This is a genomic window from Gimesia sp. (assembly GCF_048260065.1).
Classification (GTDB): domain Bacteria; phylum Planctomycetota; class Planctomycetia; order Planctomycetales; family Planctomycetaceae; genus Gimesia.
In genome coordinates this window covers 242,141-267,344 of the sequence record NZ_JBLXHC010000011.1, presented here as the reverse complement: position 1 = coordinate 267,344, position 25,204 = coordinate 242,141, and the positions used below count along the sequence as shown (strand labels likewise).

19 protein-coding genes are annotated in these 25,204 nt (G+C 41.4%); 14 read left to right on the top strand and 5 right to left on the bottom strand.

Annotated features, from left to right (window positions below):
* Positions 1–210: 210 nt before the first annotated feature.
* The 10 genes from ACN0YN_RS20685 to ACN0YN_RS20640 all read left to right on the top strand — a co-directional run bounded on the left by ACN0YN_RS20685 (position 211) and on the right by ACN0YN_RS20640 (position 11,087).
* Positions 211–1,317, top strand: a complete 1,107-nt coding sequence (locus tag ACN0YN_RS20685) for a type II secretion system F family protein (protein WP_417386913.1) — start codon at positions 211–213, stop codon at positions 1,315–1,317.
* Positions 1,317–2,579, top strand: a complete 1,263-nt coding sequence (locus ACN0YN_RS20680) for a type II secretion system F family protein (RefSeq protein ID WP_417386912.1) — start codon at positions 1,317–1,319, stop codon at positions 2,577–2,579. The genes ACN0YN_RS20685 and ACN0YN_RS20680 overlap by 1 nt, the downstream gene beginning before the upstream one ends.
* 30 nt (positions 2,580–2,609) lie before the next feature.
* Complete coding sequence (locus ACN0YN_RS20675; protein ID WP_417386911.1) at positions 2,610–4,133, top strand: type II secretion system F family protein; 1,524 nt, start codon at positions 2,610–2,612, stop codon at positions 4,131–4,133.
* Positions 4,134–4,145: 12 nt separating this feature from the next.
* Positions 4,146–4,583: a hypothetical protein gene (locus ACN0YN_RS20670; RefSeq protein ID WP_417386910.1), complete on the top strand. Its 438-nt coding sequence runs from the start codon at positions 4,146–4,148 to the stop codon at positions 4,581–4,583.
* Entirely contained in the window at positions 4,580–5,167 is a 588-nt protein-coding gene (locus ACN0YN_RS20665; RefSeq protein WP_417386909.1) for a PulJ/GspJ family protein, read from the top strand. The genes ACN0YN_RS20670 and ACN0YN_RS20665 overlap by 4 nt, the downstream gene beginning before the upstream one ends.
* A gap of 14 nt (positions 5,168–5,181) precedes the next feature.
* Positions 5,182–5,640, top strand: a complete 459-nt coding sequence (locus ACN0YN_RS20660) for a hypothetical protein (RefSeq protein WP_417386908.1) — start codon at positions 5,182–5,184, stop codon at positions 5,638–5,640.
* Positions 5,641–5,677: 37 nt separating this feature from the next.
* Positions 5,678–6,583 (top strand): DUF1559 domain-containing protein, encoded by a 906-nt coding sequence (locus ACN0YN_RS20655; protein WP_417386907.1) that lies wholly within the window; start codon positions 5,678–5,680, stop codon positions 6,581–6,583.
* Between the two features lie 89 nt (positions 6,584–6,672).
* On the top strand, positions 6,673–7,596 hold the full coding sequence (locus ACN0YN_RS20650) for a DUF1559 domain-containing protein (protein WP_417386906.1): 924 nt from the start codon (positions 6,673–6,675) through the stop codon (positions 7,594–7,596).
* A gap of 41 nt (positions 7,597–7,637) precedes the next feature.
* Positions 7,638–9,488, top strand: a complete 1,851-nt coding sequence (locus tag ACN0YN_RS20645) for a hypothetical protein (protein ID WP_417386905.1) — start codon at positions 7,638–7,640, stop codon at positions 9,486–9,488.
* 27 nt (positions 9,489–9,515) lie between these two features.
* On the top strand, positions 9,516–11,087 hold the full coding sequence (locus ACN0YN_RS20640) for a hypothetical protein (protein WP_417386904.1): 1,572 nt from the start codon (positions 9,516–9,518) through the stop codon (positions 11,085–11,087).
* Positions 11,088–11,104: 17 nt separating this feature from the next.
* Here ACN0YN_RS20640 and ACN0YN_RS20635 read toward each other — a convergent pair whose 3' ends face one another.
* Entirely contained in the window at positions 11,105–12,046 is a 942-nt protein-coding gene (locus ACN0YN_RS20635) for an alpha/beta hydrolase (protein WP_417386903.1), read from the bottom strand.
* Positions 12,047–12,329: 283 nt separating this feature from the next.
* On the opposite strand from ACN0YN_RS20635, the gene ACN0YN_RS20630 reads away from it, so the two are divergent.
* Together ACN0YN_RS20630 and ACN0YN_RS20625 are read left to right on the top strand one after the other, a co-directional pair.
* On the top strand, positions 12,330–13,439 hold the full coding sequence (locus ACN0YN_RS20630) for a protein-glutamate methylesterase/protein-glutamine glutaminase (protein ID WP_417386902.1): 1,110 nt from the start codon (positions 12,330–12,332) through the stop codon (positions 13,437–13,439).
* Between the two features lie 686 nt (positions 13,440–14,125).
* Positions 14,126–16,486 carry an ATP-binding protein gene (locus ACN0YN_RS20625; RefSeq protein WP_417386901.1) on the top strand — a complete coding sequence of 787 codons (2,361 nt, stop codon included), beginning with the start codon at positions 14,126–14,128 and terminating at the stop codon, positions 16,484–16,486.
* On the opposite strand, the gene ACN0YN_RS20620 is transcribed toward ACN0YN_RS20625, so the two are convergent.
* From ACN0YN_RS20620 to ACN0YN_RS20610, 3 genes are all read right to left on the bottom strand, one after another.
* Positions 16,487–17,542, bottom strand: a complete 1,056-nt coding sequence (locus tag ACN0YN_RS20620; RefSeq protein WP_417386900.1) for an L-threonylcarbamoyladenylate synthase — start codon at positions 17,540–17,542, stop codon at positions 16,487–16,489.
* 116 nt (positions 17,543–17,658) lie between these two features.
* Positions 17,659–19,155 (bottom strand): S41 family peptidase, encoded by a 1,497-nt coding sequence (locus ACN0YN_RS20615; protein ID WP_417386899.1) that lies wholly within the window; start codon positions 19,153–19,155, stop codon positions 17,659–17,661.
* A gap of 614 nt (positions 19,156–19,769) precedes the next feature.
* Positions 19,770–19,994 carry a carbon storage regulator gene (locus tag ACN0YN_RS20610; RefSeq protein ID WP_417386898.1) on the bottom strand — a complete coding sequence of 75 codons (225 nt, stop codon included), beginning with the start codon at positions 19,992–19,994 and terminating at the stop codon, positions 19,770–19,772.
* Between the two features lie 887 nt (positions 19,995–20,881).
* On the opposite strand from ACN0YN_RS20610, the gene ACN0YN_RS20605 reads away from it, so the two are divergent.
* Positions 20,882–22,357, top strand: coding sequence for a hypothetical protein (locus ACN0YN_RS20605; RefSeq protein ID WP_417386897.1), 1,476 nt, complete (start codon positions 20,882–20,884; stop codon positions 22,355–22,357).
* 160 nt (positions 22,358–22,517) lie between these two features.
* Positions 22,518–23,363: a hypothetical protein gene (locus ACN0YN_RS20600; protein WP_417386896.1), complete on the top strand. Its 846-nt coding sequence runs from the start codon at positions 22,518–22,520 to the stop codon at positions 23,361–23,363.
* Positions 23,364–23,383: 20 nt separating this feature from the next.
* Here ACN0YN_RS20600 and ACN0YN_RS20595 read toward each other — a convergent pair whose 3' ends face one another.
* The gene (locus ACN0YN_RS20595) at positions 23,384–24,025 is read right to left on the bottom strand and encodes a class I SAM-dependent methyltransferase (RefSeq protein WP_417386895.1); all 642 of its coding nucleotides are present in this window, start codon (positions 24,023–24,025) and stop codon (positions 23,384–23,386) included.
* Between the last annotated feature and the right edge of the window lie 1,179 nt (positions 24,026–25,204).

Sequence of the window (25,204 nt, the reverse complement as noted above, 5' to 3'; positions counted from 1 at the left end):
TCGACTCTGACAGAATCAAGGGACGAGAGGAATCTTTTGAACAAAATATTCTCCTGCCAGGATCTAATAGGAAATGCTGATATTCAGAGAGCCATTCCTTATCAAGCTCTCATTTAGATATTTTTGAGGGAATTCGATAGCAAAAAACTGTCAGCCAGACCAAAATGGACACCTGACCACAGTCCAGCCCGAATGTTAAGAACAACCCCTATGTTGAAGTCTGATACAACAGGAACTCAGAAAATTTCGATCGCCAGTCTGGTGGATTTAAACGACGAACTAATCGCGATGATTCGTGCGGGAATACCATTGGATCAAGGTCTGAGAAATGCAGCAAAACATTTAAACAGAGATTCAAAAGAATTTGTGGAACAACTGGCTCTTAGAATTGATGAAGGTTCGTCTCTTGAAGAAGCCATCCAAATGAGCACAAGTGAACTCCCCCCTTCATATATCTCTTTGCTGAAATCAGCCATACGAATGGGAAAACTGCCTGAGGCTCTTTCTGCCTATACATCATTTACAAGGTCGAGGATGGAGCTCCGCCAGGAAATTGGTGTGGCCTTACTATACCCGGGCATTGTTCTGGTCATGGCTTTTTTACTTTCACTATTTGCCTGCTTCATCATCTTTCCAGAACTACTTGTCATTCACCAGATGTTCGATCTGTCAAACACACCTTTAATGAATTTTGTATCGAAGCTCTTTGAATACTACCGAAACTGGTTTCTACTCGTACCTTTAATTTTGTTGATCTTTATTATCAGCTGGAAAGCAAGTCGATTCTCTTTTCTTGGTACAAGAGAACAAAATCATTCTTACCTCGGGAGTATTTTTTCGATTATTGCATACGGTTGGATACCCGGTTATCGAAATTTAATTCTGGAGATGAATTATTCAACCTTCAGTAAAATGGTCAGCATCTTGCTCTCATACCATGTCCCTCTCCATGAATCACTTATACTCGCTGCTGAATCTACCGGAAATTCGAAACTGATTACCGAATCACAATTACTTTCTGATAAATTGAAACGGGGATCTTCACTACCAGATGTAATTCGAGGCAGTAAATATTACCCATCCTTTATAAAAAAAATGCTGATAAAGGACGTCCATCAAAATCATCTTGTCAGAATTTTTTCTGAGATTTCACGAGTCTATCAAACACGAGTATCAAATCGTATTGATTGGGCGAAGCGAATTATTCCGGTCACACTACTCGTTCTAGTTGCAGGTGGTATCACCGCCAGTTACGCAGTGATTGTATTCCTACCATTCGTTGAGTTATTAAAAATGCTAGGGAGTCCCACACTTTAATGAATCGCTACTCATATACCTGCCTGGACAAAGAGGGACAGAAACTGCAAGGAGTGATTGATGCAGAGAGCGATGAATCTGCACGTATCAAACTGATGGAGCAAGGGTTAAAAATCCTGCGAGTTGATCTGTTATCATCAGAAAATGAACTCGATTCAATGAAATCAGAACCTTTGGAAATCGAAGATTTTACTGGTGAACAACTATCTGACTTTGGAAAAGCAGCCTGGAGTGAGGAATCAGAGTTTGTCAATCTTTTGCCAAAAGTCCCGCAACCTGAAATAGATGGTATTCCTCTCTCAGCCAGCCTGCTGACACTGGCAGAGGAGACGAACTCCCGACGGTTATCTCGTATATTCCAAAATATCGCCAATGACCTGGAACAAGGGCTTACACCTAAAGACAGTTTTGACAGGCATTTGAATTCGATTCCACATCATCTGGAATCACTGATCCTTGTGGGAGCACAAACAAATCACCTGGAATCGATCATCGAAGATTATATCGAAAGCCAGAGATACCTCAGACAATCCAATCACAAAATTCTGATCTCTCTTTTTTATTCTGGCGTTTTAATTTCCGTTTCTTTTCTTCTGTTTTATTTTTTAATGGTGACTGTAGTCGCAAATTTCAAATCAGTTTTTGAAGGATTTGGAACTGAATTACCCAGACTGACGGTTCTGGCAATTCATATCTCAGATGTACTTTCAGAATATGGTTTGCAGATGCTGGGTTGGTTTCTGCTGATTTCGATTCTATCCTGGTTCAGTTTTGATCTATTCAGATTGCAGTCTGTTCGCCGAAGCTTGATTAATAAGATTCCCATTTTCGGAGGTATTCTCAGCAATACATCAAATGCTCAGTTCTGTCGCATGCTGGCAACGATGACAGAAGCGAGAATCAATCTTCCCGATGCCATCGAACTGTCTGCCAAAACAACAAAAGACCCAAATCTGATCGCGGGTTGTCATTTATTGAATAACAGATCGAAAGCTGGTTTGAGCCTTTCAGAAGCGTCCTCAGGAATACCTCAATTCTCAAAAAACTTCGTTCATATATTTCGTTGGCAAGACCGTCCGGACATTTTTATCGATTCATTACGTGCCAGCAGCAATATTTTCCAGGCCAAAGCAAATATGAAAACCGGATCACTGGTTTTTGCCCTTCAGCCAATCATATTAGCTGGCATTTTGATCATGGTTACATTCCCGATTGGAGCAATTTACTTACCTCTCATTAAGCTTCTCAATGATCTCACGTAATTACTTCATTATTAGAAAGAGTATTCGTTAGTGGAATTGCTCGGCTTCATATTCTGTCTGGCATTTTTTGCCTATTTTCCGATTGCTGGAATTTCCTCGATTCTGCTTGCTCGGAGAATAAAAGATTTCGGCCATCAAGGCGTAAACCCTCTCATCCGAATCTGGTGGAAACTCTTCACTCTTTTCATGACGTTCTGTGGCTTTGGATTAATTGGACTCAGTTTTCTTGTCGTATTATTCAACCAGCAATCTTCGCTGGGTGCATTAATTCTGATTTTACCCAGCCTAATTCTTTATGCTGTGACGATCTATCAGGAATACCAGTGTTTTCAGATCGCCTCTGCTCTTAATCAGGGAAATGAATACGAATTACCAGAGCCTCTGCAAATGAAAATTCAATCCATTCGAATACTCGGGTGGATTTTATTGGGGCTCCCATTGCTGGTCTTCTTACCAATAGTTATCTCATTTTTACCTTTACTATTGGCATTCATACTGCTCAGCTCTCTTATTAATATCTTCTCCTTAAATAAACGGGCAAATGAATCTGAGTTACTCTGGCTCTTAACAGTCTGTGTTGAAAAACACTTACCATTGGGCCCTGAAATTGATGCCTATGCGGAAACTCAACCACATAAATATCGAACCAAACTCGAATTATTCAGCAGTCGACTCTATTCTGGTGTTTCACTTTCAACTGCATTATCTGAAACTCCGGGGCTGGTTCCTCAATCTACAATCGTATCAATTCGTATCGGGGAGTTGAGTAATACATTGGGTATAGCGCTCCGTGATGCTGCCGTACAAACTTCGAAAAGTTTAAAGAATGAATCGAAAGATTCCAGTGGCACATACCTCGCTGTTTATGTAACGGTAATCGGAACGCTCCTGTTTACAATCGCAGGCTATATCATGTACTGGATCATCCCGAAGTTCAAAAAGATCTTTATGGATTTTGAAGTTGACCTTCCCCCCATGACACTCACGGTGATCAATCTTAGTGATTTTGTTATTGCCAATTTTTTCCTGTTCCTACCAGTTTTTTCTATTCCTTTTACCTTATTAATTCTGATCCACATTGGCAATTATTACGGTTGGTCTAACTTACGAGTACCATTCTTCACAGCCTGGTTCCCTCGTATTAATACACCTGAATGCCTGAGACAAATTGCCCAATCAATTACGGCACAGCAATCACCTCAGATCGCACTAAATTCAAACTCCCAATACCATTTATGGTCAGATGTAAAAATAAGATCGAACTCAGTAGAAACCAGAATCAATCAAGGTGAAAACCTCTGGAAGTCACTTCAAAATGCTAAATTCATTTCCAGTTCCGAGGCAGCACTTTGTAACACAGCAGAGCGCCTTGGGAACCTGCCTGAAGTGTTAAGGTCACTGGCATTCTCTATCGAGCAACGCAGAAATCGTAAATTGAGAGTGCTCGCTGATTTTTTAAAACCAGTCATCGTCTGTAGTCTGGGAGTAGTGGTGGGATTGTTTGTAATTGCATTGTTTGTCCCCATCATCCAATTAATTTATGACCTCAGTTGAAATTCTGCTCTTATGACATTCAAGCACAATAAAAATTCGAAATGGAAGAAGCGATCAGGCTTTACCATCTTTGAAGCTTTCATATCACTGATTTTGGTGAGCACAGCTGTTTCCATCGCAGTTCCTACTTTACGTGTTGTAAATCTTCAGAGAAAGTCCATCAATGAGCGAGTTCTCGCAACGACTACATTGGCTAATCTGGCAGAACGATTGAATGCGGCAGAAACATGGAACAGTCTTACCTCACAAAAACTGGATGCATACCGGAAAGAGGCCTCAAAAAAACTTTCTCTTAAAGAACCAGACCTAAATCTCACACTAATAGAAAATCCCAATTCGCCAGCGATAAAACAAATTCTTATCAAGCTTTCGTGGCAAAATCCATACGGAGAATCTGTGGATCCAGTTTCACTTTCGCTCTGGTTTTATCAACTGGAGAGAATGAAATGAAATATCTACGAAGAAAACACTGTAATCGCCGGCTTAATAAATCATCCCCACATGGTGTTTCCCTGATTGAAATGCTGGTTATGATTTCTCTGATATCGGTCATCTTCACAGTCGGAGTTACAATGCTGGCATTTCTGATGCGAGTAGAACTGCAAGGAACAAACCGAATTCAGCATACATTTAACCTGCAGAAATTATCGAATCAATTTCGTGAAGATGCAGCTGCAGCGGGTAAAGCTATTTTAATGGCAGAAGAGAATCCAAAGCAGCATAAATTGAAACTGGAACTGGATGACAACACTTTCATTGTGTACTCAATCGGTAAAAACAAACATCGAAATTTCATCATCCGCGAAACAAACAGTTCTGATCAGCCAGTCATACGAAACGAATACCAGATCTCAGATTTTCGACTCCATTTTCGCATTGATAACATTAACCAACGCCAGATTGTTTCCCTTCAATTAAAAGTTTTACCGGATGATTCTCATGAAAATAGTACGGTCAAAATGCCAGTCAAAGAACTCGATTTTGATGCCGTAATCAATCAGAAAAATGCTTACGTATTACAAGCAGTGCAATGAACTTGAGGTGAGAGATGAAATCAATGGTTCACAAATCGTCATTCGACCGGGATCACCAATCCGGATTTCACGATCGGAAGGGTGCGGTTGTCGTTATCCCGCTCGTCTGTCTGATTCTCGCATTGGCTATCATTGGTGAGTTATTAAAGCAAACTAAGATAGAACTCAATCAACTAAAAAAATCCCAACACCATTTACAGGCGACCTGGCTGGCTGACGCTGCGGTGCAACGCACAATTAGAAAACTCCGGGATAATGTGTCTTATTCCGGTGAAACCTGGCTGATATCACCTCAGGAAATAGGAAGTACCTTCCCTGGAGAGGTGATTATCGAGATTGATAGAGAATCAAAACAGAATCAAAACATCATTCTGATTCACACCAAAGCAAGTTATCCGGCCCAGGCAAGCGAGCGGGTTCGCGTTATTCGGGAATGGCCTGTTCAACTTTCAAATACAGATATTGAGAATTAATTCTCCTTCTCTAAAAAATCGAAATGAAGGAACCGCTATGAAATACATTTCAACAGTTGATGCAAGCTGTGATCAAAAAGATCGTCGGGGTTTTACGCTGATCGAATTACTGGTCGTGATCGCAATTATTGCCATATTGATCGCGCTGCTGTTACCAGCCGTTCAACAGGCACGGGAAGCTGCACGTAGGTCATCCTGTAAGAACAAGCTGTTACAACTCAATGTGGCATTACAAAATTATGAAATGGCACACAATGTTTTTCCCCCAGGTTCTATCAACCCCACCGGTCCGATTGAGAATGAACCGAAAGGCTATCATGTCAGTTGGATTTTGCAGATTTTACCCTATCTGGATGAACGAATTGCCTTCAATAAATTTGATTTTAACAAAAGTGTTTATGATCCTGCTAATAAAGAAGTCGCCAGTTATCGAATTGCCACATTACATTGTCCATCTAATCCCAATAAGGGCCATTGCTATGCAGGAGTTCAAAACGATGTCGAAGCACCGATCAGTGAAGATAACAATGGGGTTCTTTTTCTAAACAGCAGTGTCAGCTACGACGAAATTCTGGATGGTTGTTCCAAAACCCTGTTCGTAGGTGAATTTATCGAAGGAAATCAACTGGGATGGGTCTCAGGAACTCGTTCTACCCTCCGCAATGCAGGTACCTTTATCAATTCAGACGATGGAAAAATATTTACCAGTAAAACAGCATATGAAAAACGCTTCTCACCAGAAGAGGAAAGAATTAATCCTGATAGTTCGAACCCCAAGGTCAATAACAAATCTTTTGTAGGAGGTTTTTCGAGCTACCATACGGGAGGTGGCCATTTCGGCATCGGTGATGGCTCTGTTCGTTTTCTAAGCGAAAACATTAATCAGTCTGTTTATGAAGCGCTGGCAAATCGACACGATGGCCAGCTCCTCTCGGAATTTTAATATATTATCTGTTTTTTATTACTTCAGAAAACAGTTGCTGAATCATGAATTTATGCAGTAATAGTTCGGTACGTCGATCCGGTTTCGTCATGATCGAATTGCTCACAGTCATTCTCGTCATAGCAATTCTGATTGCACTTCTATTGCCGGCAGTACAGCAGGCCCGAGAAGCTGCACGCGTTGCAACCTGTAAAAATAATCTACAGCAAATCGGTCTGGCGATGCAAAATTACCAGATGGCACATCGTGTTCTTCCGTCCGGATCTGTAAATTCTACCGGCCCGATTCTGAATCAACCTGTTGGATATCATGTCGGCTGGTTGATTCAGATATTGCCGCACCTGGATGAAAAAGCAGCATTCATTGGTTATGACTTCCAATATGGAGTTTACGATCTCACAAATCGCAAAATCATCAATCATTTCATACCGGGATTTTATTGTCCGTCTAATCCCAACGATACCTGGAACTATGTTGGCTGCCATAATGACTCGGAATCACCAATCGATTTCAACAATAATGGTGTCCTGTTTTTAAACAGTAGCATTCGAGAGAAAGATTTGAAAGATGGTCGCTCACATACAATATTCATTGGTGAAGCCAGTGATGGTGGATTATTAAGCTGGGCATCCGGAACTTCTTCCACTCTCAGAAACATGGGACACCCAATTAATTCCAATACATCTACCTTGAATAGCTTTGGTTCGAGATCTCAATATGGAAGAAGAGGTGAATATTCATTTGAAGAAAATCCTGAACTGGATGGAATGGGTGATTTTGAAATGCAAACTATTCCAGATTTATCAGAAGAACCATTGAATGATAAAAACGAATTAACCCCAGAAGATCGATTATCCCTAATGAAAGTAGGTGGATTTTCAAGCTCTCATTCTGAAGGTGCCCATTTTTGTCTTGGAGATGGTTCTGTTAAGTATATCAGCCAGTTGACTGATGACATGATTCTCAAAAACCTTGCCAACCGGCACGACTCTAATCTGATTGGAGACTATTAGCCTGAGTTGTGTTATGTGTATCACACTTTAGAGTTCAAACAATGGATCCAGCTGACGCATATTTGAAATGGTTATTTTCTCTATTGATTTTTGTTGCTGCAAACGGACGAGTGGCCGAAGCAATAGAGATTCATGGTATGCGATGGGGATTCAATGATCGTCTGACAGCTTATCACATTAACCCTGTGACGGTATTGATCGAAAATCCAGATCCCGAGCCATTTGAAGGAAAAATTCAATTTCACCAGGAATCATTTCGGGGACAGCAGATTGATATTGCCCTTGCAACAAGCATCTATATTGCACCATTCGAAAAAAAATGGATCCAGTATTATCCCTATTTCACTGACTTTAATGGTAACTGGCGTCTAAGCTGGACTCAAAATGAGATGAAGCATTCTCAAACTTTCCTTGCTCCCCGCCCCGTACCTGAAAAATCAATCATTCAACTGGTCACTCCCGAAAATTTGAATACGGTGATATCAGGCGTGAAACAGTTCCCGGAAGATATTTTCCCCCCCCTTTCAGGTGCTACCGATGTTTTACAGATTATGATTTTAGATCACATTCCCAGATGGGAAAAAACTCGACGCGAAGCCTTTTTAGACTGGATCCATTCAGGAGGAATCCTGCATCTATTTAATAATTCGAATGGCGATCCTCTGTTATTTCCCGATTCATTTGGTCCACTAAAACGACAGACTTCTCCTGCATATTATGGAAATGGAGTCATTTATTTCCATCAACATAAATTGAGCGATCTTTCACCAATAGAGTTAAAACAGTTAATCAATATAGACACACATAATTCAGTGAATCCGAAAATCGAAATAAATAGGAATAATCAAATATCAGAAACAGATCTCACATATCCCTCTTCTACATACAGAAATACGTATTATCAAAACTTCGATGAAGTATTGCTGGCAACCTTGACTGAAATCAGTAAGCCACAACAAATCTGGTATCTGATATTTCTTCTTTCATTTATTTATTTGATCATTGTCGGACCTGTTTATTACCTGATTACAAAATATTCAAAACAATATCGAACTTTTTATATTATCTATGGCCTCAGCACACTTCTGTTTTGTTTCATATTTCTCTTCGTAGGACAATATAGCACAAACCAGACTTCCCAAATTCATTCTCTGATCGTTGCTGAAATTCTACCTGATCAAAAAACAAACATTTCTGAATGGTCCAGTTTGGGAATCGTATCTGGCGGAAATTTTAAAATTAGCCATGCTGGAGAATCACATATCTATTCAACATGTCAGCCCTATTCCAAAGTAAATGGATTTTCCACCAGTGGAAACAATGGACATATACAGGTTGATATTCCCCCGAATTCTTTCCGAACTTATTTCCATAGTGCAAGAATTTCAAAATCGTTACTCGAAACAAATTTAGCATCATTTCTTGCAAATGAATCACAGCTAGAAGCGCTTTCAATTGATATCCGTAAAGAATTTCCCCAGCAGATTGAACAGGCACATTTTGTATTTGGTACAAAAATTTATGAATTGAGTGAGGAAAATAATCAATTGATCTATGCTGGAAAATCCAGAAAGCTGTTCCCTTTACTGATAGAAAACCCACTTCTCGATACACGTTATATTAAAACAAACCGATTTCTGCCTTTTGTCAGACCAACCGACAAGAAACAAGAGTTTTCCTCTGAACAGTTTTTCCCAATCCTTGTACAAAAATCATTAAATGTGTCATCAGACAAGATAAATCAGAATATCAGCTGGCCAGAGCATCGAGGAAAACTACTCGTTGTTGCTAAAGTTCCAGACTCTTTATTTCCTGAGACACCTGAAATCTTCAAAAAAGAAGGTTTGATTATCTATTCGATTGATCTTCCACTGTCTGAACACGGCGGCTAAACACTAACTTGAGGAAACAGGTGCGGCTTGAGAGGGTCATTCATTTTTGCCAGCTTTGCGCTGAAAAAAGATACGAGAGATAAAAAGACACACGTGCTTCGCTTTGCCTGCATTGGAGTCGTGTTCTGTATTCTCTTCTCATCCTGGATAACCAGCTCTCGAATTGGTTCACCCGGTCTGGATTTTTTTACTAAAATTATCTGGTTAAATTTCTGGTTGGTAACATTAGCTGGAATTGGATTTTTCTCTACTGCAATCACTGAGGAAAAAGAAGAAGAAACACTACCTTTATTAAAGCTGGCCGGGATCAATACTCTCGCCCTGTTAACTGGAAAATCCAGCGTACGAGCATTTCGCATAATTTTGCTTTTGATGGGTCAACTTCCTTTTTTACTGCTCTCAGTTTCATTAGGAGGGATCACTCCACTACAAATTTATGCAACACTAACGTCATTGATCGGATATATAATACTGATCTCAAACTTTGCTTTACTTTGTTCGGTCTATGCTAAAAGATCTGGCGAAGCAATTGCCCTGGTGATTATTGCACTTTTTTTCTATTTCTTATTTCCAGCTCTTCAATATCACCTTATTGTCAATCTTCAAAATCGTGGATATCTCTCCTCAACTGACTCTATCTCCAGTAGCAGCAAGTATCTATTTGAACTCAGCCAGGAACACTCTGTCATTGAACAAATCAGGCAGATTTTGACAACCGGTTACTCGGGTTCTATTCTGAACTCGCAAGTAATCAGCAATGTTTCAGTAGGGATTTTGTTCTTTATTATAGCCTGGTTTATCTTTGATCTTTGTACTGATAAAAGAACAGCAAAAGAGCCAAGTAGTCGAAAAAGACAATCGTCTAAGCGATTAATGAATTCCCGGCCTGGAACATATCCATTTGCCTGGAAGGAATTTCAGTTCTCAGGTGGTGGTATGAGAGCGAGTCTCCTGAAACTGATTCTGTATCCGACTATGAGTATCATCGTGATAGCTGGAGGAATATTACTCGATCAATATACCAGTTCCAGTTCAACACAGACCTTCACCTGGCAAGAGCTGGTGAGTGCATCACTATTGTTATTGTTCGTAATTTTTGTTGTGGAATGCACGATCTATACTTCACGTATCTTTCGAGAAGAGCGAATACAAAAAATGATTCCACTCATGTCGATTCTACCATGTTCACTGTTGCGCATCTCCTATGAGAAAGTGGGAGGAATCATCCTTTCCCTGATACCAGTTAGCTTCACCATAATTCTGATCATATTAATTGTGCCAGAAAGCATTATGTATCTTACAAGTTCTGGTTTTTACTCACTGGTTCCCCTGACGATCATTCAGTTTTGTATATTTCTGCATTTATTAGCATATTACTCACTTGTGGTTCGTTGGGGAGCACTGGCATTTGCGATTGGCACATTTATTCTTGTGGAATCTTGCGCAACACCACTATTACATCTTTTCTATCTCATGTTCCAGGATACTACCGGTGAAGCAGGTGTATTGCTGCCTGCATTTTACCTAAGTCTGATCAGCTGTTTTATTCTGCAAATCTTGATAGCTGGTCGTTTCTATCAGATTGCAGCAGAAGAATGAAATACTCCATTACAAGCTTAGATACGGGAGTATCTCTGTTTCAATTTCTGCCCCGCTGCCTGTACTGCTTCAAAAGCACGGTCGTATAGGTCGGATCGTCTGAAAAAACCATGGATCATATCTGCATAGTTTAAATGCTCCACATTCACATCAGATTTTCGCAACAATTCGATATATTGAACTGCTTCAGTGTAGAGTGGATCATACCCGGCGGTAATCACGAGAGCATCTGGCATTCCAGTCAAGTCTTTACAGCGGAGAGGAGACGCATAAATTTCCCTGCCAGCAGATTCGTCAGGCAGATACTGATCCCAAAACCATTCCATCGCTCGTTTTGTAAGAAAGTAGTTAGTGCCAAAACTCTGATATGATTCAGTATCAAACTGGTAATTTGTCACAGGGTAAATCAATAACTGATAAACCAGTTTCAAAGTTTCCGACTGTCTGGCTTTGAGAGCAACTGCAGTTGCAAGATTTCCACCCGCGCTATCACCGCCGACCGCAATTTGATTTCGATCAATGCCTAGCTCATTGGCATGAGCCGAAATCCATTCCGTTGCTGAATAAGAATCGTCAAATGGAATCGGGTAGGTAAATTCTGGTGCCATACGATAATCCACAGATATTACTTTACAGCCCGCGGTACCGGCTAGATCCTGGCATACTCCATCATAAGCATCTAACGTCCCCATCACCCAACCTCCGCCATGGAAGAAAACAAGGGCTGGCAATTCCTCTTGATTGATTTCTGGAGCTTCGGGTGGCGTATAGATTCGAATTGGTATTTCCGTACCGTTCACTGGAATTGATCGATTTTCAATACTGCTGGACGGTAGATGTGGCTCTGGTGACGGCGTAAGCGTGCTCCGTATGAATTCTGGAGTCATTTCCTCAAATGGAGGTAAATCTACTTTTGAAACTTCTTCCAGGTATTGAGCTACTTGAGGGTGAACCGGCATGGGCGTTCCTAAATAAAATATGCTGGCTAAGCTAAGCAAACCAGTGAACAAGAGAATCCAGTTTTATAAAGATCACTTTTCAACCTTCCGATTATAGCGAATAAAGAAATTCTTCCAGCACGTGTCCTCAAATAGTTTTCAAAAAATGTATGACAGCACCACGAGTGTAATTTATCTGACCTATCATTTTAAAGAGTAAACCACTTGATACAAAGCTATTTACTCTACCCGCTACCCATATGCACTAAACCTGTCTGAGTTTGTGAATCACAAGGAAGTTAGCATGTCATCTAACCCTATTCGCGTTCTTGTAGTTGATGATTCTGCGGTCATTCGTGGATTGATTTCCAGGGCTCTTGAACAAGATCCTGATATTTTAATTGCTGGTACAGCAATGAATGGGGAATGTGCGTTAAGCTGGATGAAGTCGCACCCCGTAGACGTCGTGATCTTAGATGTTGAAATGCCTGTGATGGATGGATTAACTGCATTGAAGGAAATTCAACATCGATTTACTGATATCCCCGTCATAATGGCGAGTGGCTTAACTTCGAAAGGTGCAGAAACGACAGTTAAAGCACTTTCCCTGGGTGCGATCGGGTGCGTAGCAAAGCCACAAACTTCCAGTGCTGCAGAAAGTATTCGTGTGCTCTCCCAAGAGCTGGTCATGATGATCAAAGCCGTTGGTTCAAAGAAAACAGCGCTCACAAAAACCATACCTGCATCTAAAAAGAATGACATAACACAGAATACAACAAAGCAACCCCATACAGAACAAAAGACTTTATTCAATAAAAATATTAAATTCTATAAGCAACCAGAAGTCCTTGTAATTGGAACCAGCACTGGTGGCCCTAAAGCACTAGCCGAACTCTTACCGCAGATTCCAATCGACTTACCTATCCCGATTCTCATAGTACAACATATGCCCCCTGGATTTACAGAAATCCTGGCAGCACATATCCAGAAAGACAGCGGTCGAACTACTGTCGAAGCCAAACATAATGAACCACTTGATTCACATAAAACTTATGTTGCTCCTGGTGGAAGTCATCTGCTCATCGGCGAAGAGAATGGTCAAAAAGTTACACTATTAAGTCAAGATCCACCTGAGCATTTCTGTAGACCTTCTGTGAACCCCTTATTCAGGTCAGCTGCAGAGCATTTTGGAAATGCGACACTCGCTGTTATGTTAACTGGAATGGGAGAAGACGGTATTGAGGGCAGTTTTGATATCGCGCGATCTGGAGGCACAATCATCGCTCAGGACGAAGCTTCGAGTGTAGTCTGGGGAATGCCTGCTGCAGTCGCAGGCGCTGGACTCGCCGATAAAGTTCTACCTCTCAGTGAAATAGCAGCTGAAATTAAATCCCATTGTCTTGTACGAGCCTGAGTTCGAGTCGCACGTTTTGTCACCAGCGATTCTATCGTCATAATCGACATTCCAGAAATGATCCGGGAATCATCGACAATCGATTCAAACGTCGATTTTCTATTTCTTCTAGGGTTTACCTCAAGAACAATACGATAACTAATACTGACCTGATAACAACAATATCTAGTGTAGTGCTAGCTGGTATTATCAGATTCACGACTAAGTTACCTCTCAAGAGCAAGCAACTTTGAATCTATCTGGTTGAAATTGAGGCCGATCTGGTCTGTTTCCTTTATTTTATTTTGCCGAATTTAATATCGGGTCTCAGATCACTCCAGTATTTCAATTAGAAAACCAGATTTTTGTTGACCGCCAGTATCGTTCACCCCCCTCTGAACGGTGCTGGCGTTTTTTATTTCCATTGAAAATAATTCAACAAACCCTCCTTTCAGTATCGTATTTAATCCACCTTCTGGCTGTTACGATCACTTCAACCTGCAAGCATCATACTTTCTCAAATCTTATTTTCTTTTTTTGTGACGATTCTATTTTCTTAAATCATCACGTTTTTTTAGAGCATAAAGTTGTGAGGAGGGTTTTGCCTCGATTCCGGCGTGTAGGAACTTATCCTATCTCGTTAACTATGTGCCTGATTAAATAAAATTCTATTTCCAAGTCAAAGCCTTTCTTTTGCCAGCAAGCGAATGAACACCTCTAAATCATTTCCCAGAATAGCTTCCAAATTGCGAAAATTGTCGATCTCTGATCGTCTCAAATTTGCATTTGGCTTGCTGGTACTCATTCAGGTTCTCAGTGGAATTGTAACCTGGTTCCAGATTTCCCTCATTAATCAAGACATATCTCAACTGGTTAACGTAGACGAACCTCTTGAAGAATCCATTCTAGAGATGGAGATCAAAGCGGGCGAGATCGCCCGCGCTGTATTAGATTACGTTCGTGATAAAGACCAGAAACACCTGACAAAGTTGATCAATTCTCGCGATGGATTCACTGATAATCTTTCACGTTATAAGACACTGGCAAAATCGAGTGAAGAAAAGTTTTTGAGCCATAACATCTCAGCGATGTATGAAAAATATAATCAACAGGCCTCTCAGATAATCGATCTGACTGATAGACGAGATGCCGCTCTAACTGTTTTTATTAACCACGTCAGTCAAATCAACCAATTGATTGATCGCGCACAACTGGTTTCAATCGACGATCAGTCTGATGATGGTCTTAAGAAAGCAGAAGCGAGCTATAACATGGAAAAGTACCTGAATATCGCTTTTGGTTCGATTGAAGAATACATAGCCAAACGGAATCATACTTTGCTTTCGCGTATATTAGACGCGGAACAAAAATTTAAAATGTTTGAAGCCAGGTATCTGGATGTTATTTCGAATCACACAGAATTTCAGAAGATAAAAATCATTGATGATAAATTTGCAAAGGCAACTGCTTACGGGAACCAAGTCGTCGCAATCACAGATGAAATTGAAGGATTATTAAGCTTATTTGAACAGAATCTGGACTCGATAGATGCTTTTCTTCAGAATCAGGCTCACCCACTGATACATTTAAAAACTGTTAATACAACTCATCATGCAGACTCATCTATCCAATCAGCTAAGCTAGTAATTGGAACATTAGCATGTTTGGGAACATTTTTTGGATTATTATTAGCCTGGATGATCTCTCGTGGAATTGTCTCTCCAATTCTGGAACTATCAAATAGTGCAGAGCTTATTGCAGCAGGTAATGTGGACCACCGAATCTCAATTGATTCAAAAGATGAAATTGGCAGACTTGCTGAAGCTTTTAACCATATGGTTAAAGATCTCGTCATTGCGCAGCAGGATGCTGAAAAGGCCAGCCATATTAAAAGTTCATTTCTGGCAAATATGAGCCACGAAATTCGCACACCAATGACAGCAATTCTGGGTTTTGCGGAGATCATGAAACAGCGCAACGATGATCCGGAAATGAACCGGCACATTGATACAATTAAGAAAAACGGTGAGTACCTGCTGGAGTTGATCAATGACATTCTGGACGTTTCTAAAATTGAAGCGGATAAACTGGATGTCGAAGACATCCATTGCTCCCTGATTGAGTTACTGGATGATGTCAAAACATTGATGGATATTCGTGCAATCGACCGGGGACTTGAGCTCTCGGTCATAATCGATGGGTCAATTCCCCGCTGGATTCAAAGCGATCCTGTCAGACTTCGTCAAATTCTGATCAATCTTCTGAGTAACGCAATTAAATTTACGAGACAAGGTCATGTGCAACTGCTTGTCTCTGCATCATCAATTGATACAGACGAACCTGTAATCAAATTTGATGTGATTGACTCAGGTATCGGAATGACGGCAGAACAGATCTCGCGTCTATTCCAGCCTTTTATGCAGGCAGATTCCTCTACAACACGGCAATACGGAGGAACAGGTCTTGGTCTGACAATCTGCAAACGTCTGACTCATATTTTAGGTGGTGAAATATCAGTTAAAAGTGAGTACGGTAACGGAACAACATTCACAGTAACTGTAAAAACGAGACGATGCCTGGAACAGGAACTTGTCGACCAAAGGACATTTGAAGATGAATGCCAACATACGTTTAATCAAAAACCTGAATCTAACTTCTCTGAATTGAATTACAATATTCTGCTGGCAGAAGATGGAATCGATAATCAGAAACTAATCAGTTTCTTGTTAAAAAAGTCAGGGAATACTGTCACACTAGCCGAAAATGGCTTGATTGCCATCAAGAAAGCCCAAGAGGCTGTGGAGGCAGGATCGCCATTCGATGTAATACTGATGGACATGCAGATGCCGGAACTGGATGGATATGCAGCCACCAAACAACTCCGGTCACAGGGCTATTCTTATCCTGTGATCGCTTTGACCGCTCACTCGATGAGTGGTGCTCGTGAAGAATGTCTGGCTGCAGGGTGTGACAGTTATGCAACCAAACCTATTCAAAAGGATCAATTTTTTGCAACACTGAATCAGTGCATTCTGGACTATCGAAAACAAGCGATTACAAACTGCTGATTAAGATGCAGCTGCTCGTTCGAGACGATTATTAATCGTCCTACCCAGGCCTTTTTCTGGTAACCGTAATGCAACTATCTGATCAATGCCTGATGCATCTAATTTTCTAAGTGCCGCAAAAAAATTGGCAGCAGCTATTTTCAAGTCGCCTGTGGGAGATAGAATTTGCTGGGCCGAAAAATGGCAGTCACGAAATTCAGTTACTTCGAGGGGAAAAAGACTCAAGACGCCGATTGCCCCTGTTTCAGGCAGTTGATCTGGATGATCGACAATCATTAATCGAGTACTTGGTGCATAATGCTTTGGTAACATACCTGGACTGACTGGTGAATTACTTTCAGCGTAATCTTCTATTTCTGCTAACCGAACCTCTCCGACACAATCTTGGATTTCTTCTAGTGAAATCCCCCCTGGCCTGAGTAGTACAGGTAGGTCACCCACACACTGGATGACTGTAGATTCTACACCGACGGTACAAGGTCCACCATCTAGAATCAGTTTGATTTCATCACCGAGTTGTTCAGCCACATCGTTAGCGCAAGTAGGGCTAAGTCGTCCAAATTTATTCGCGCTGGGTGCCGCAATTGGCAGTTGAGTTGACTCCAGTAGCTTTCTGGCTACTGGATGAGCAGGAATTCGAATGGCAACGGAATCCAAACCGGAAGTCACCAGATCGGGAACGACTTTTTTTTTCGGTAACACCAATGTTAATGGCCCTGGCCAAAAAACATCTGCCAGTCTTGCCGCTGTAGATGAAATTTCAGAAGTAAGTTCGGCCAGTTGATGCGTGCTGTAAATATGCACAATTAACGGATCAAAGTGTGGTCTTTGTTTAACAGCAAATATCTGTGCAACTGCTTCGGGATTAAGTGCATTCGCTCCGAGCCCGTAGACTGTTTCAGTAGCAAATGCAACCAGTTCTCCCTCCTGAATCAGGTTTGCAGCAGCCTGGATATCCCGAGTTATTTCACACTTCATCATTATTCTCAAATCAATTACTTGAACTAAGGATTCCGAGGATCCCCATACTAAGAAAAAAACTCTCGTATTTCTCAAGGCTCGATACCCGGGGCAACCGGAAATGCAAATTGCTTTGTATCGAATCAAGTAGAATACGAGAGTCTTTATTTTATCAGGAACTGGGAAAAACTTGATAATCCGGAGACTTCAATTTAACCCGAAAACTGAAATTGTGCCGGTCTGGTCTGTTGTCTCCCGGACATGTTGTTTACCAGTTCACCTGGTCTATGACTTAAAATAGCACTGACACCTGCCTTCAGGTCCCGGTCGACCGGTCCAACCTCTTCAAGCTCACGTTCGCTCATATTTACAGTCACATCCGGGTTCACTCCGACGCCAGCCATCTCTCTACCTGTCGGAGAATAAAACTTGGCAGTTGTTAACCAGAAGGTACCAGAAACAGACTGCAACGGAAAATGAGTCTGTACAGTACCCTTACCATAAGTTTTTCTACCAATAATCAAACCTCGTCGATTTTCCTGGACAGCAGCGGCGAATATTTCGCTGGCACTTGCACTATCACCATCGACTAAAACGACCAGAGGCATTTTCCATGTTTGATCATGTGTAGCTGTCTCAATCGTATTATCACTCTGATTACGTCCCCGCGTTGAAACAATTTTACCAGACGGGACAAATCGATTTGAGATCGCAATTGCCTCTGTCAGAAGCCCACCCGGATTACCTCTCAAATCGAATACCAGAGACTTCATTCCCTGTTGATGCAGGCTCCATAAAGCTCTATCTAATTCCTGAACCGCACCCTCTCCAAATTTTTCAAGACGGATGAGGCCTATCTTCTGCTGTGAATCAACCATTTTGACTTCACTGATATTTGTAATTTGAATTGCCTGACGACTCAGGTTTACTCTGGCATTTCTATCTTCTCTGCGGACGTCAAGGGCAACTGAGGAACCTGCGGGACCGGTAATCAGATTTGCAACCTCATCCAGTGAAAGACCAGCTAAGTTTCTCTGATTGACTCCAACAATCACATCTCCTCTCTGCAGTCCTGCTTTTTGTGCCGCCCCTCCATTCAAAGTTCGCAGGATGACAGCACCGTCGCGGTGCGTTTTCAGTTGAACCCCTACACCTACTACACTGTTATCCCCCGCGTCAACGCGAGGACCTGAGTAACTGGGAGTGAATTCAAAACGAGAGTGTTTATCAAGCGCTTCCAGGGATCCATATGCAAATTCATAAATCACACCTGTTGCCTGCATTCTTAATTGACTTCCGGCAATGTCAGCGGCTTGACGCATTACCGTCACTGAGTCCTGTGCATTTCGAGCAGGATTCTGATTCATGAGTTGCTGCCAGCTTTGCTGAGCCATACGGATCTGTTCCGGTGATGCTGCAACTCGATTGGCATTGATGAAATTCTGGTTTTCCACTGCAAGAATCAGATTTTGCAGTGATTTTCTTGTCCTGACATCGTATGAAGGTGGTTGTACATGACGAGAATCGATCATGCGGTTCACCTCCAGATAAAATGAATAAGCTCTTTGTGGATCCAGATTCTGCAACGTTCCTACCACTGAGGAACTGGAGTATCGTTGTGAAATTTTATTCCTAAGTTCCTGATTTGGGTCAACAGGATACTGGTTTGGAAAATCTGTCTCATATCGATCTCGATCATACTGAGGCATACTCCTCTGCTGCAGCTCTCGAATCAGCTCACGTAATTTCTGATTGTCGATATTATTATCGAAATAATCACGACTCTGACGTCTCTGACCAGCATCAAATCGATCTCTGGAGAACGAGTTGTTTTGATTGCGAGGACGTTCATTATATTGAGCTTCTTCAGATAATAACTGCTTCAGTTTGAGCTCATATTCATCAAATCGGGTTTCGTCTGAAACTGGACGGAACCGTTGATGGCGTCGATTGTTTGGATAAGAAGGTGCAATTGAATCTTGACCATATTGAAGTCGGTCTCGTTCAAATGAATGGCCATAATCATTCTGATTGAAATTACTCTGATATGGGTCATAATCTGCAGCATGTGACAGAGTCGTGCATCCTGACAGAAAAACAGCAGTCAGTAGAATCACCATACTCCAGACAAAAAGTCGAGCAGAATTGACGGTTTCAGTCTGTGTAGAATTAAATTGTGATCGCTTCATGATCCCCTCCGATATCAACCGCGATGCGGTTATTAAGTCCGGCCTATCAACTTCCTCTATGATGGCTTAACGGAATTCTTAGATAGAAAAATTAACGGCTCACATAATATGCCCCGTTCCAACAATTCAGCTTTTTATGCACATTGTGCATTCAGTCCCTGTTTGCATTGAGCCGAGCCGGGAGACTCTACAACTTCTGTTTGCGTTTCAGTTTCCAGTAATTCACCTCGAATAACACGGATATCGCCAGGAGCATCAACACCAATTTTGATTGCCCCTTTTCCTGTTTTTAAAATCTTGATCGTGATATTGTCACCAATTTGAATCACTTCATCACGTTTTCGAGTTAATACTAACATTTCAATTCCTCCTGTTATTGAAGAGCATCAAAACCCATCTCATAAAAGAATCATTTTGACGTCATTCTATTGTTGTTAAAGTGGCTGTTTAGAAGTTATAGCATTCATCGTGCCAAATTATTTCTACACCTTCGCGAAAACACATATCCTACTACATATTATACACTTATATTGTTTTCTAATTTAAAGCCCATGAATTGAGATTAAACCTGGAAGTGTAACATTGACAACATAGAACTAAACGCCGCCATAATTACAATGGATCAAACCATTCTTCGTCCATTTTATGATTACACTAAATTTGGATTCCGGCGCGAAATAATCCGAAAACAGACCGTATTCCGCATACGTTGCCGCGCCCCCCTGGTCTACCACTCACTGAAACGGCAGTTGACGCCAACCTGCCTTTAAACTTCCTTTTAGAGAATCAGTAAAGCCATCGAATCATTACAGAAGAGCATGGTCTTGACGTAATTTCCAAAACCAGTAAACTTCGCCGCCTGATACGCTGGGACTTTGCGATTGGATTCTCTTTTTCGGAAGAGTGATTTCCCCAGCAGCGACTGACACATCAATTCAAATGTGTTTGTTTGATAGGGCCCATTGTTTCGAGCGTTTTTTCATGCTCGGTCTTTACACATCATCGACTAAGTGATCGTCAAGGAAGGCACTTGTTGGTCAAGCCGTAGAATTCACGAGAAAGGATTGTGTGAATGTATTCCCGCTTCCGCCACACTATTTGTAATCACAAGCTTCGGAAGGACCTTAAGTCCTTTGGTCCCCAGATTATGGCTCTGCTTCTAGTATCTGGACTCACACTAACCTGTTTAAACACAAACGCACGTGCACAATCTCCCAATGATGGAAACAGTAAATTAGTCAATGATTTGCTTCGTCTTTTAGAGAAATCTGAGCTGGCAACTCGTGATCGGGAATACAAACCTTCCGGTCTGGATCTCCCCCCTGCCCCACAATTGAATGCATCACGGGTCAATATTCATGAAGTCCGCCAGGCACTGAATGATTTTGCCAAGGACAGTTCCGCTCTTGCACTCAGCTTGAACCGAGTCATGTATCAGGTTCCTGGAGTCAGAGAGTACATTGCTGATGTACTCAAAGTAAGAGCACGTGCTTCAATCCTCTCAGATCGAGTGAACCGCAGCAGCGATTTAAATCAAATTGCAACTGAATATGGTGAAATTGATCAACTCTGGAGAGTGGTCTCTCTGCAACTGGAAAACGTACGTGGTCTCGATCGTGAGTCCCAGAACCTGATTGCGAGAATGAATCAGGCCGATCGAAAGCTGGGAGATTTACTTCAGACTGGACCTCAGCTGAAACGAACAGAACTTCTGACTCAAACTTCTGCACTTTCAAATGCTTTAGGAATTCTAGTTGAAGATATTGAAATCGAACTTTCTCGTGAGCCTCAGAAATTTGAGCTTGTTAGAACCGGACAAGAAGTTGAGCAAAGAATGATTCAGGTTTCCAATCTGATCATAGATCGCCAAAGTTACGATGCCATCAAACGCGAGTACCTGGCTTTCCGTGACTCATGGAATTCTTTTGCCACTCGACTACGCCCCTATCACAATCGAATTATCAGCCGTGGAATTCAAAGAGTCGTACAGCAGGATCGCTCCATTCAGGAACTACTGTGGTTACCTCAAGATGGCGCGAATATGCAGGAAATTGCTCACTTAACAGAAGCACTTAAACGTGATGTTGATGAGTTTTATCGCAGAGCAACCCTGCGATTGTTAATCAGCCTGCCACCGGCAAATTATATTGCTACCTCCGATGAATTCTATGGAACTGTTGAAAACCTGATCGACACTGTCAATCATAATGAATCCACGAATAATCTGATCACCTCTTTCACTTACATCGAACAATCCTGGAAAGATTTCTCAGCGATGTTCCACACGGTTGAGAGCCCTGCAGCGCTTCAACTGTTGGACAAGGTTGACAATTCTATCAGTGCATTACGGGTTTCCCTGCGAATCGAGCAGCCTTCCGAAAGTATTGATCTGGCGAAACTGGTTGTTTCTCTGGAAACCCAGAGTACTCAGCTTTCTGTCATTGCGGAACAGTGGCTGGCAACCGAATCTCCTTCCTTCAGACAATCGACTCAGAATTCCATTCGAGACTTCTCTAACACTGCACATGAACTGCATCGAATCATCCTGATGCAGCCTGCATCGTCAGCTCTCGTTCGAGCAAAAAGTTCAGAATTATTTGAAAGCTGGTTCCAGGTACATGAAAAAATTTCACGCTGTGAAACACGTGAAAAATACCAACTTCAGGAAACAGCCGTTCGTATTACACAGATGCTGATGGATCTGCGTTATGCAACCAAATAACATCTGATAAACTATGCACTCACCAAGGCCCTTCTTTCAGAAGGGCCTTGTGTATGCGCAGTGCTTTACTGATTGAGAATGTTCTTTAAAATCGTATTGTATTTAATATTATAATCCTCTTCTGTCAGGACAAACTCATTCAAGAAAACTCAACGAAAGTATGAATGCCACCAATTCTTCGGGAGACTCACCCTTCGACGATCAACAGTCAGATTCCAAACGTTTGAACGAAACTGACTGGATCGATTATCTTTTCGCCTATTTCGAAGCCTTGCAACGTCTGATTCGCATACCGCTCGTTTATCTACAACCAGACCGCCAACATATAATTCGAAAACGGAGTACACTTTTTCTACCAGTTGCCGGTATCACCTTAGCAGTACTTTTGACAGTTCTGTTAATAATTGTCCAGTTTTTCTGGACATTATACATAGCCGTTCTCATCGTTGGCTCCTTGGAACTGCTCTGCCTGCGTACATTCTCTCCTGAAGCTATCCCGCAATGTCGCGAGTTAATTTTTCCTGCGTCCACTACAGGTTCCTCAAGCAATATTTTCATATTGACTATTACACTGACGCTGCTGAGGATGAGCCTTCTCTATCATCTGTTAGATAGTTCAGTTACCCTTCTGGCCCCCTGCATTTTGATTGCAATCTCAATTGCATTGGGGATCTGGTTTATCCCCTTTTCTATCTGTTTTGTGGAAGCAAATGATGAATCAGCGAGATGGGCAAATCCAAAATATCCCCTAACAGTTAAACAGCTAAGTTATGCCAGTTTAATTATAATTCCATTGCTTCTGGCAGGAATCTACTTTTCTCCAGGAAGTTTTGCACCAGGTTTGTTCGTAGCCGCGCTCTTGATTTACTGGATCATTCGAAAGTTAGAAGATAATCATATTGAGATTTCTGATGTGCACATCGAAGGCATCTCTTCGCTGTTTCAGATTATTTTTCTTCTGATAAGCAGCATCGATTATTCATTTCTAACTAAAATATCACAATAAACCCGCATCTCTGACAATGATTATTGTCGCTGTCTTAATTCCGCTCGCATCAATCCATTATTAAATTCAGTGACCTCTTTTACCTGAAAGCCATTACGATCAAGCAATGTTGAAGGATCAGCCAAACTCGTTGTTTGAATATTAGATGCGAATTTGAAGAAAAGATACATTGTTTTCACCCACGTGATTGCGCGCCAACGTTGATATCGATTTCCAGCAATCTGAAAATCAGCATATAACCAGTGAGCATCCTTTGCACAGGCATTCGTAATCTTCGATACAACATCAAACAACGTTGCTTCATTAAAGACATCCAGGAAGAAATTGGTCACTACCAGATCATAATTTTGATCCGGCATGCACTCGAGTGATATATCAAGATTGTAAAATTCAATTCTCTTTAATTCTGGAACTACGTGCTTTTGCATTCGTACTTGAGCAAGTTCTAACATTGTCTTACTGGAATCGATGTAATGAATTTCTTCACAGTTGCAATGCTTGAGAAACTGGACCAGAAAAGCTCCATTTCCTTCTCCAATCAGAGCTGCTTTTTTAATTGCGGGTAAGTCAGAGAGGTGCGAGGTTCTACAGGACTGCATCTGATCTCGGAAAACAATTTTTTCCAATCGCTCAAACCAGGGAGCAACGCGATTAAAATTCATGTCCCGAAACTCAAAAGAATACACGGTGTGAGTAATGCACAATCAGCTAGCACTGGTTTGAGCCGAGAATTTATCGAACTTCGATCAAGTAGTACTAAAAGCAAACTGCTTGAGAGCATCGATAATTCAAAAACTGGCAGGGGACTCATTGGTATTGCATAGCAACACATGGCCGCTTGAAATATGAGAAAGCCAGCCAGTAAAAATGGAAATTGATCCAGTCTTTCAGGATACTTCGTAAAAAACGATACTTCACCGGCCTGTTTATCAGATTGATATTCCCAACGGGATATACTTAGACAGTTGAAGGTACATAACATGAGAAAGCCCAAAAATGTCCAGATAAATTCATAATCCCAGTAATGAATCTGTGTCCATATGAAGAAGTGAGTTGCAACTGAAAAGAAAATGCCTACGAGCAGTTCTCTGGGCAGAACCCCTCTGCCGAATCTGGGAAGATAAAAACAACTCAAGAAGTAAGCAGATAGAACTGTAAGTAAACTAAAACCCCAAATCAGTTCAGTGCTTGTCACTGAATAAAATAAGCAGATCGTCGAGATGATTGCCAGCAACACCCAACAGAAAAGTAATGGCTGGAAGAATTTCGTAGTAAACCGATGCCTCGGTGTTTGATCAGGAACATTGGGGATCCGCAATGTGTCCAATAACCGGTCTCCCAGATAGGCTAACCATGTAACACTGAATAGTATAAAATATTGCAGAACGTCAACTTTCGTGGAGTACAATGCTGAAAAGCACCATAACCAGGTGATAGCTACAAACGGCGCATCCAGGCTAAGTGAATTGAAGAGTAAGAGGATTTTGCCTGGAAATTGACTCAAGCTGACAGAGTCTGACCTCGAATAAGGTAACCACTCGGCTGAAAGTTGTTCAATTGACCTGTGCAATATTTTACTTAACATCTGACAAGATAATAACTTCTGATTATTTTTTGATCGAAACGTGACATCAGGAACACCTCACAATTTATTTACTGCTCGCTGGTGACACTTCGTAGTAATATTATTAAAGACAACAGGTAGTTTTCTCCATAGTGATAAAATGTACCAAGTGTGAATGAGCGTCGGAATGATATCAGATATTGAAACTGATACGAAACTTCGAATAGAGTATAAATCGTCCCTTCAGGATGAAAGCATCTGCAGCGTTCTATAAAAC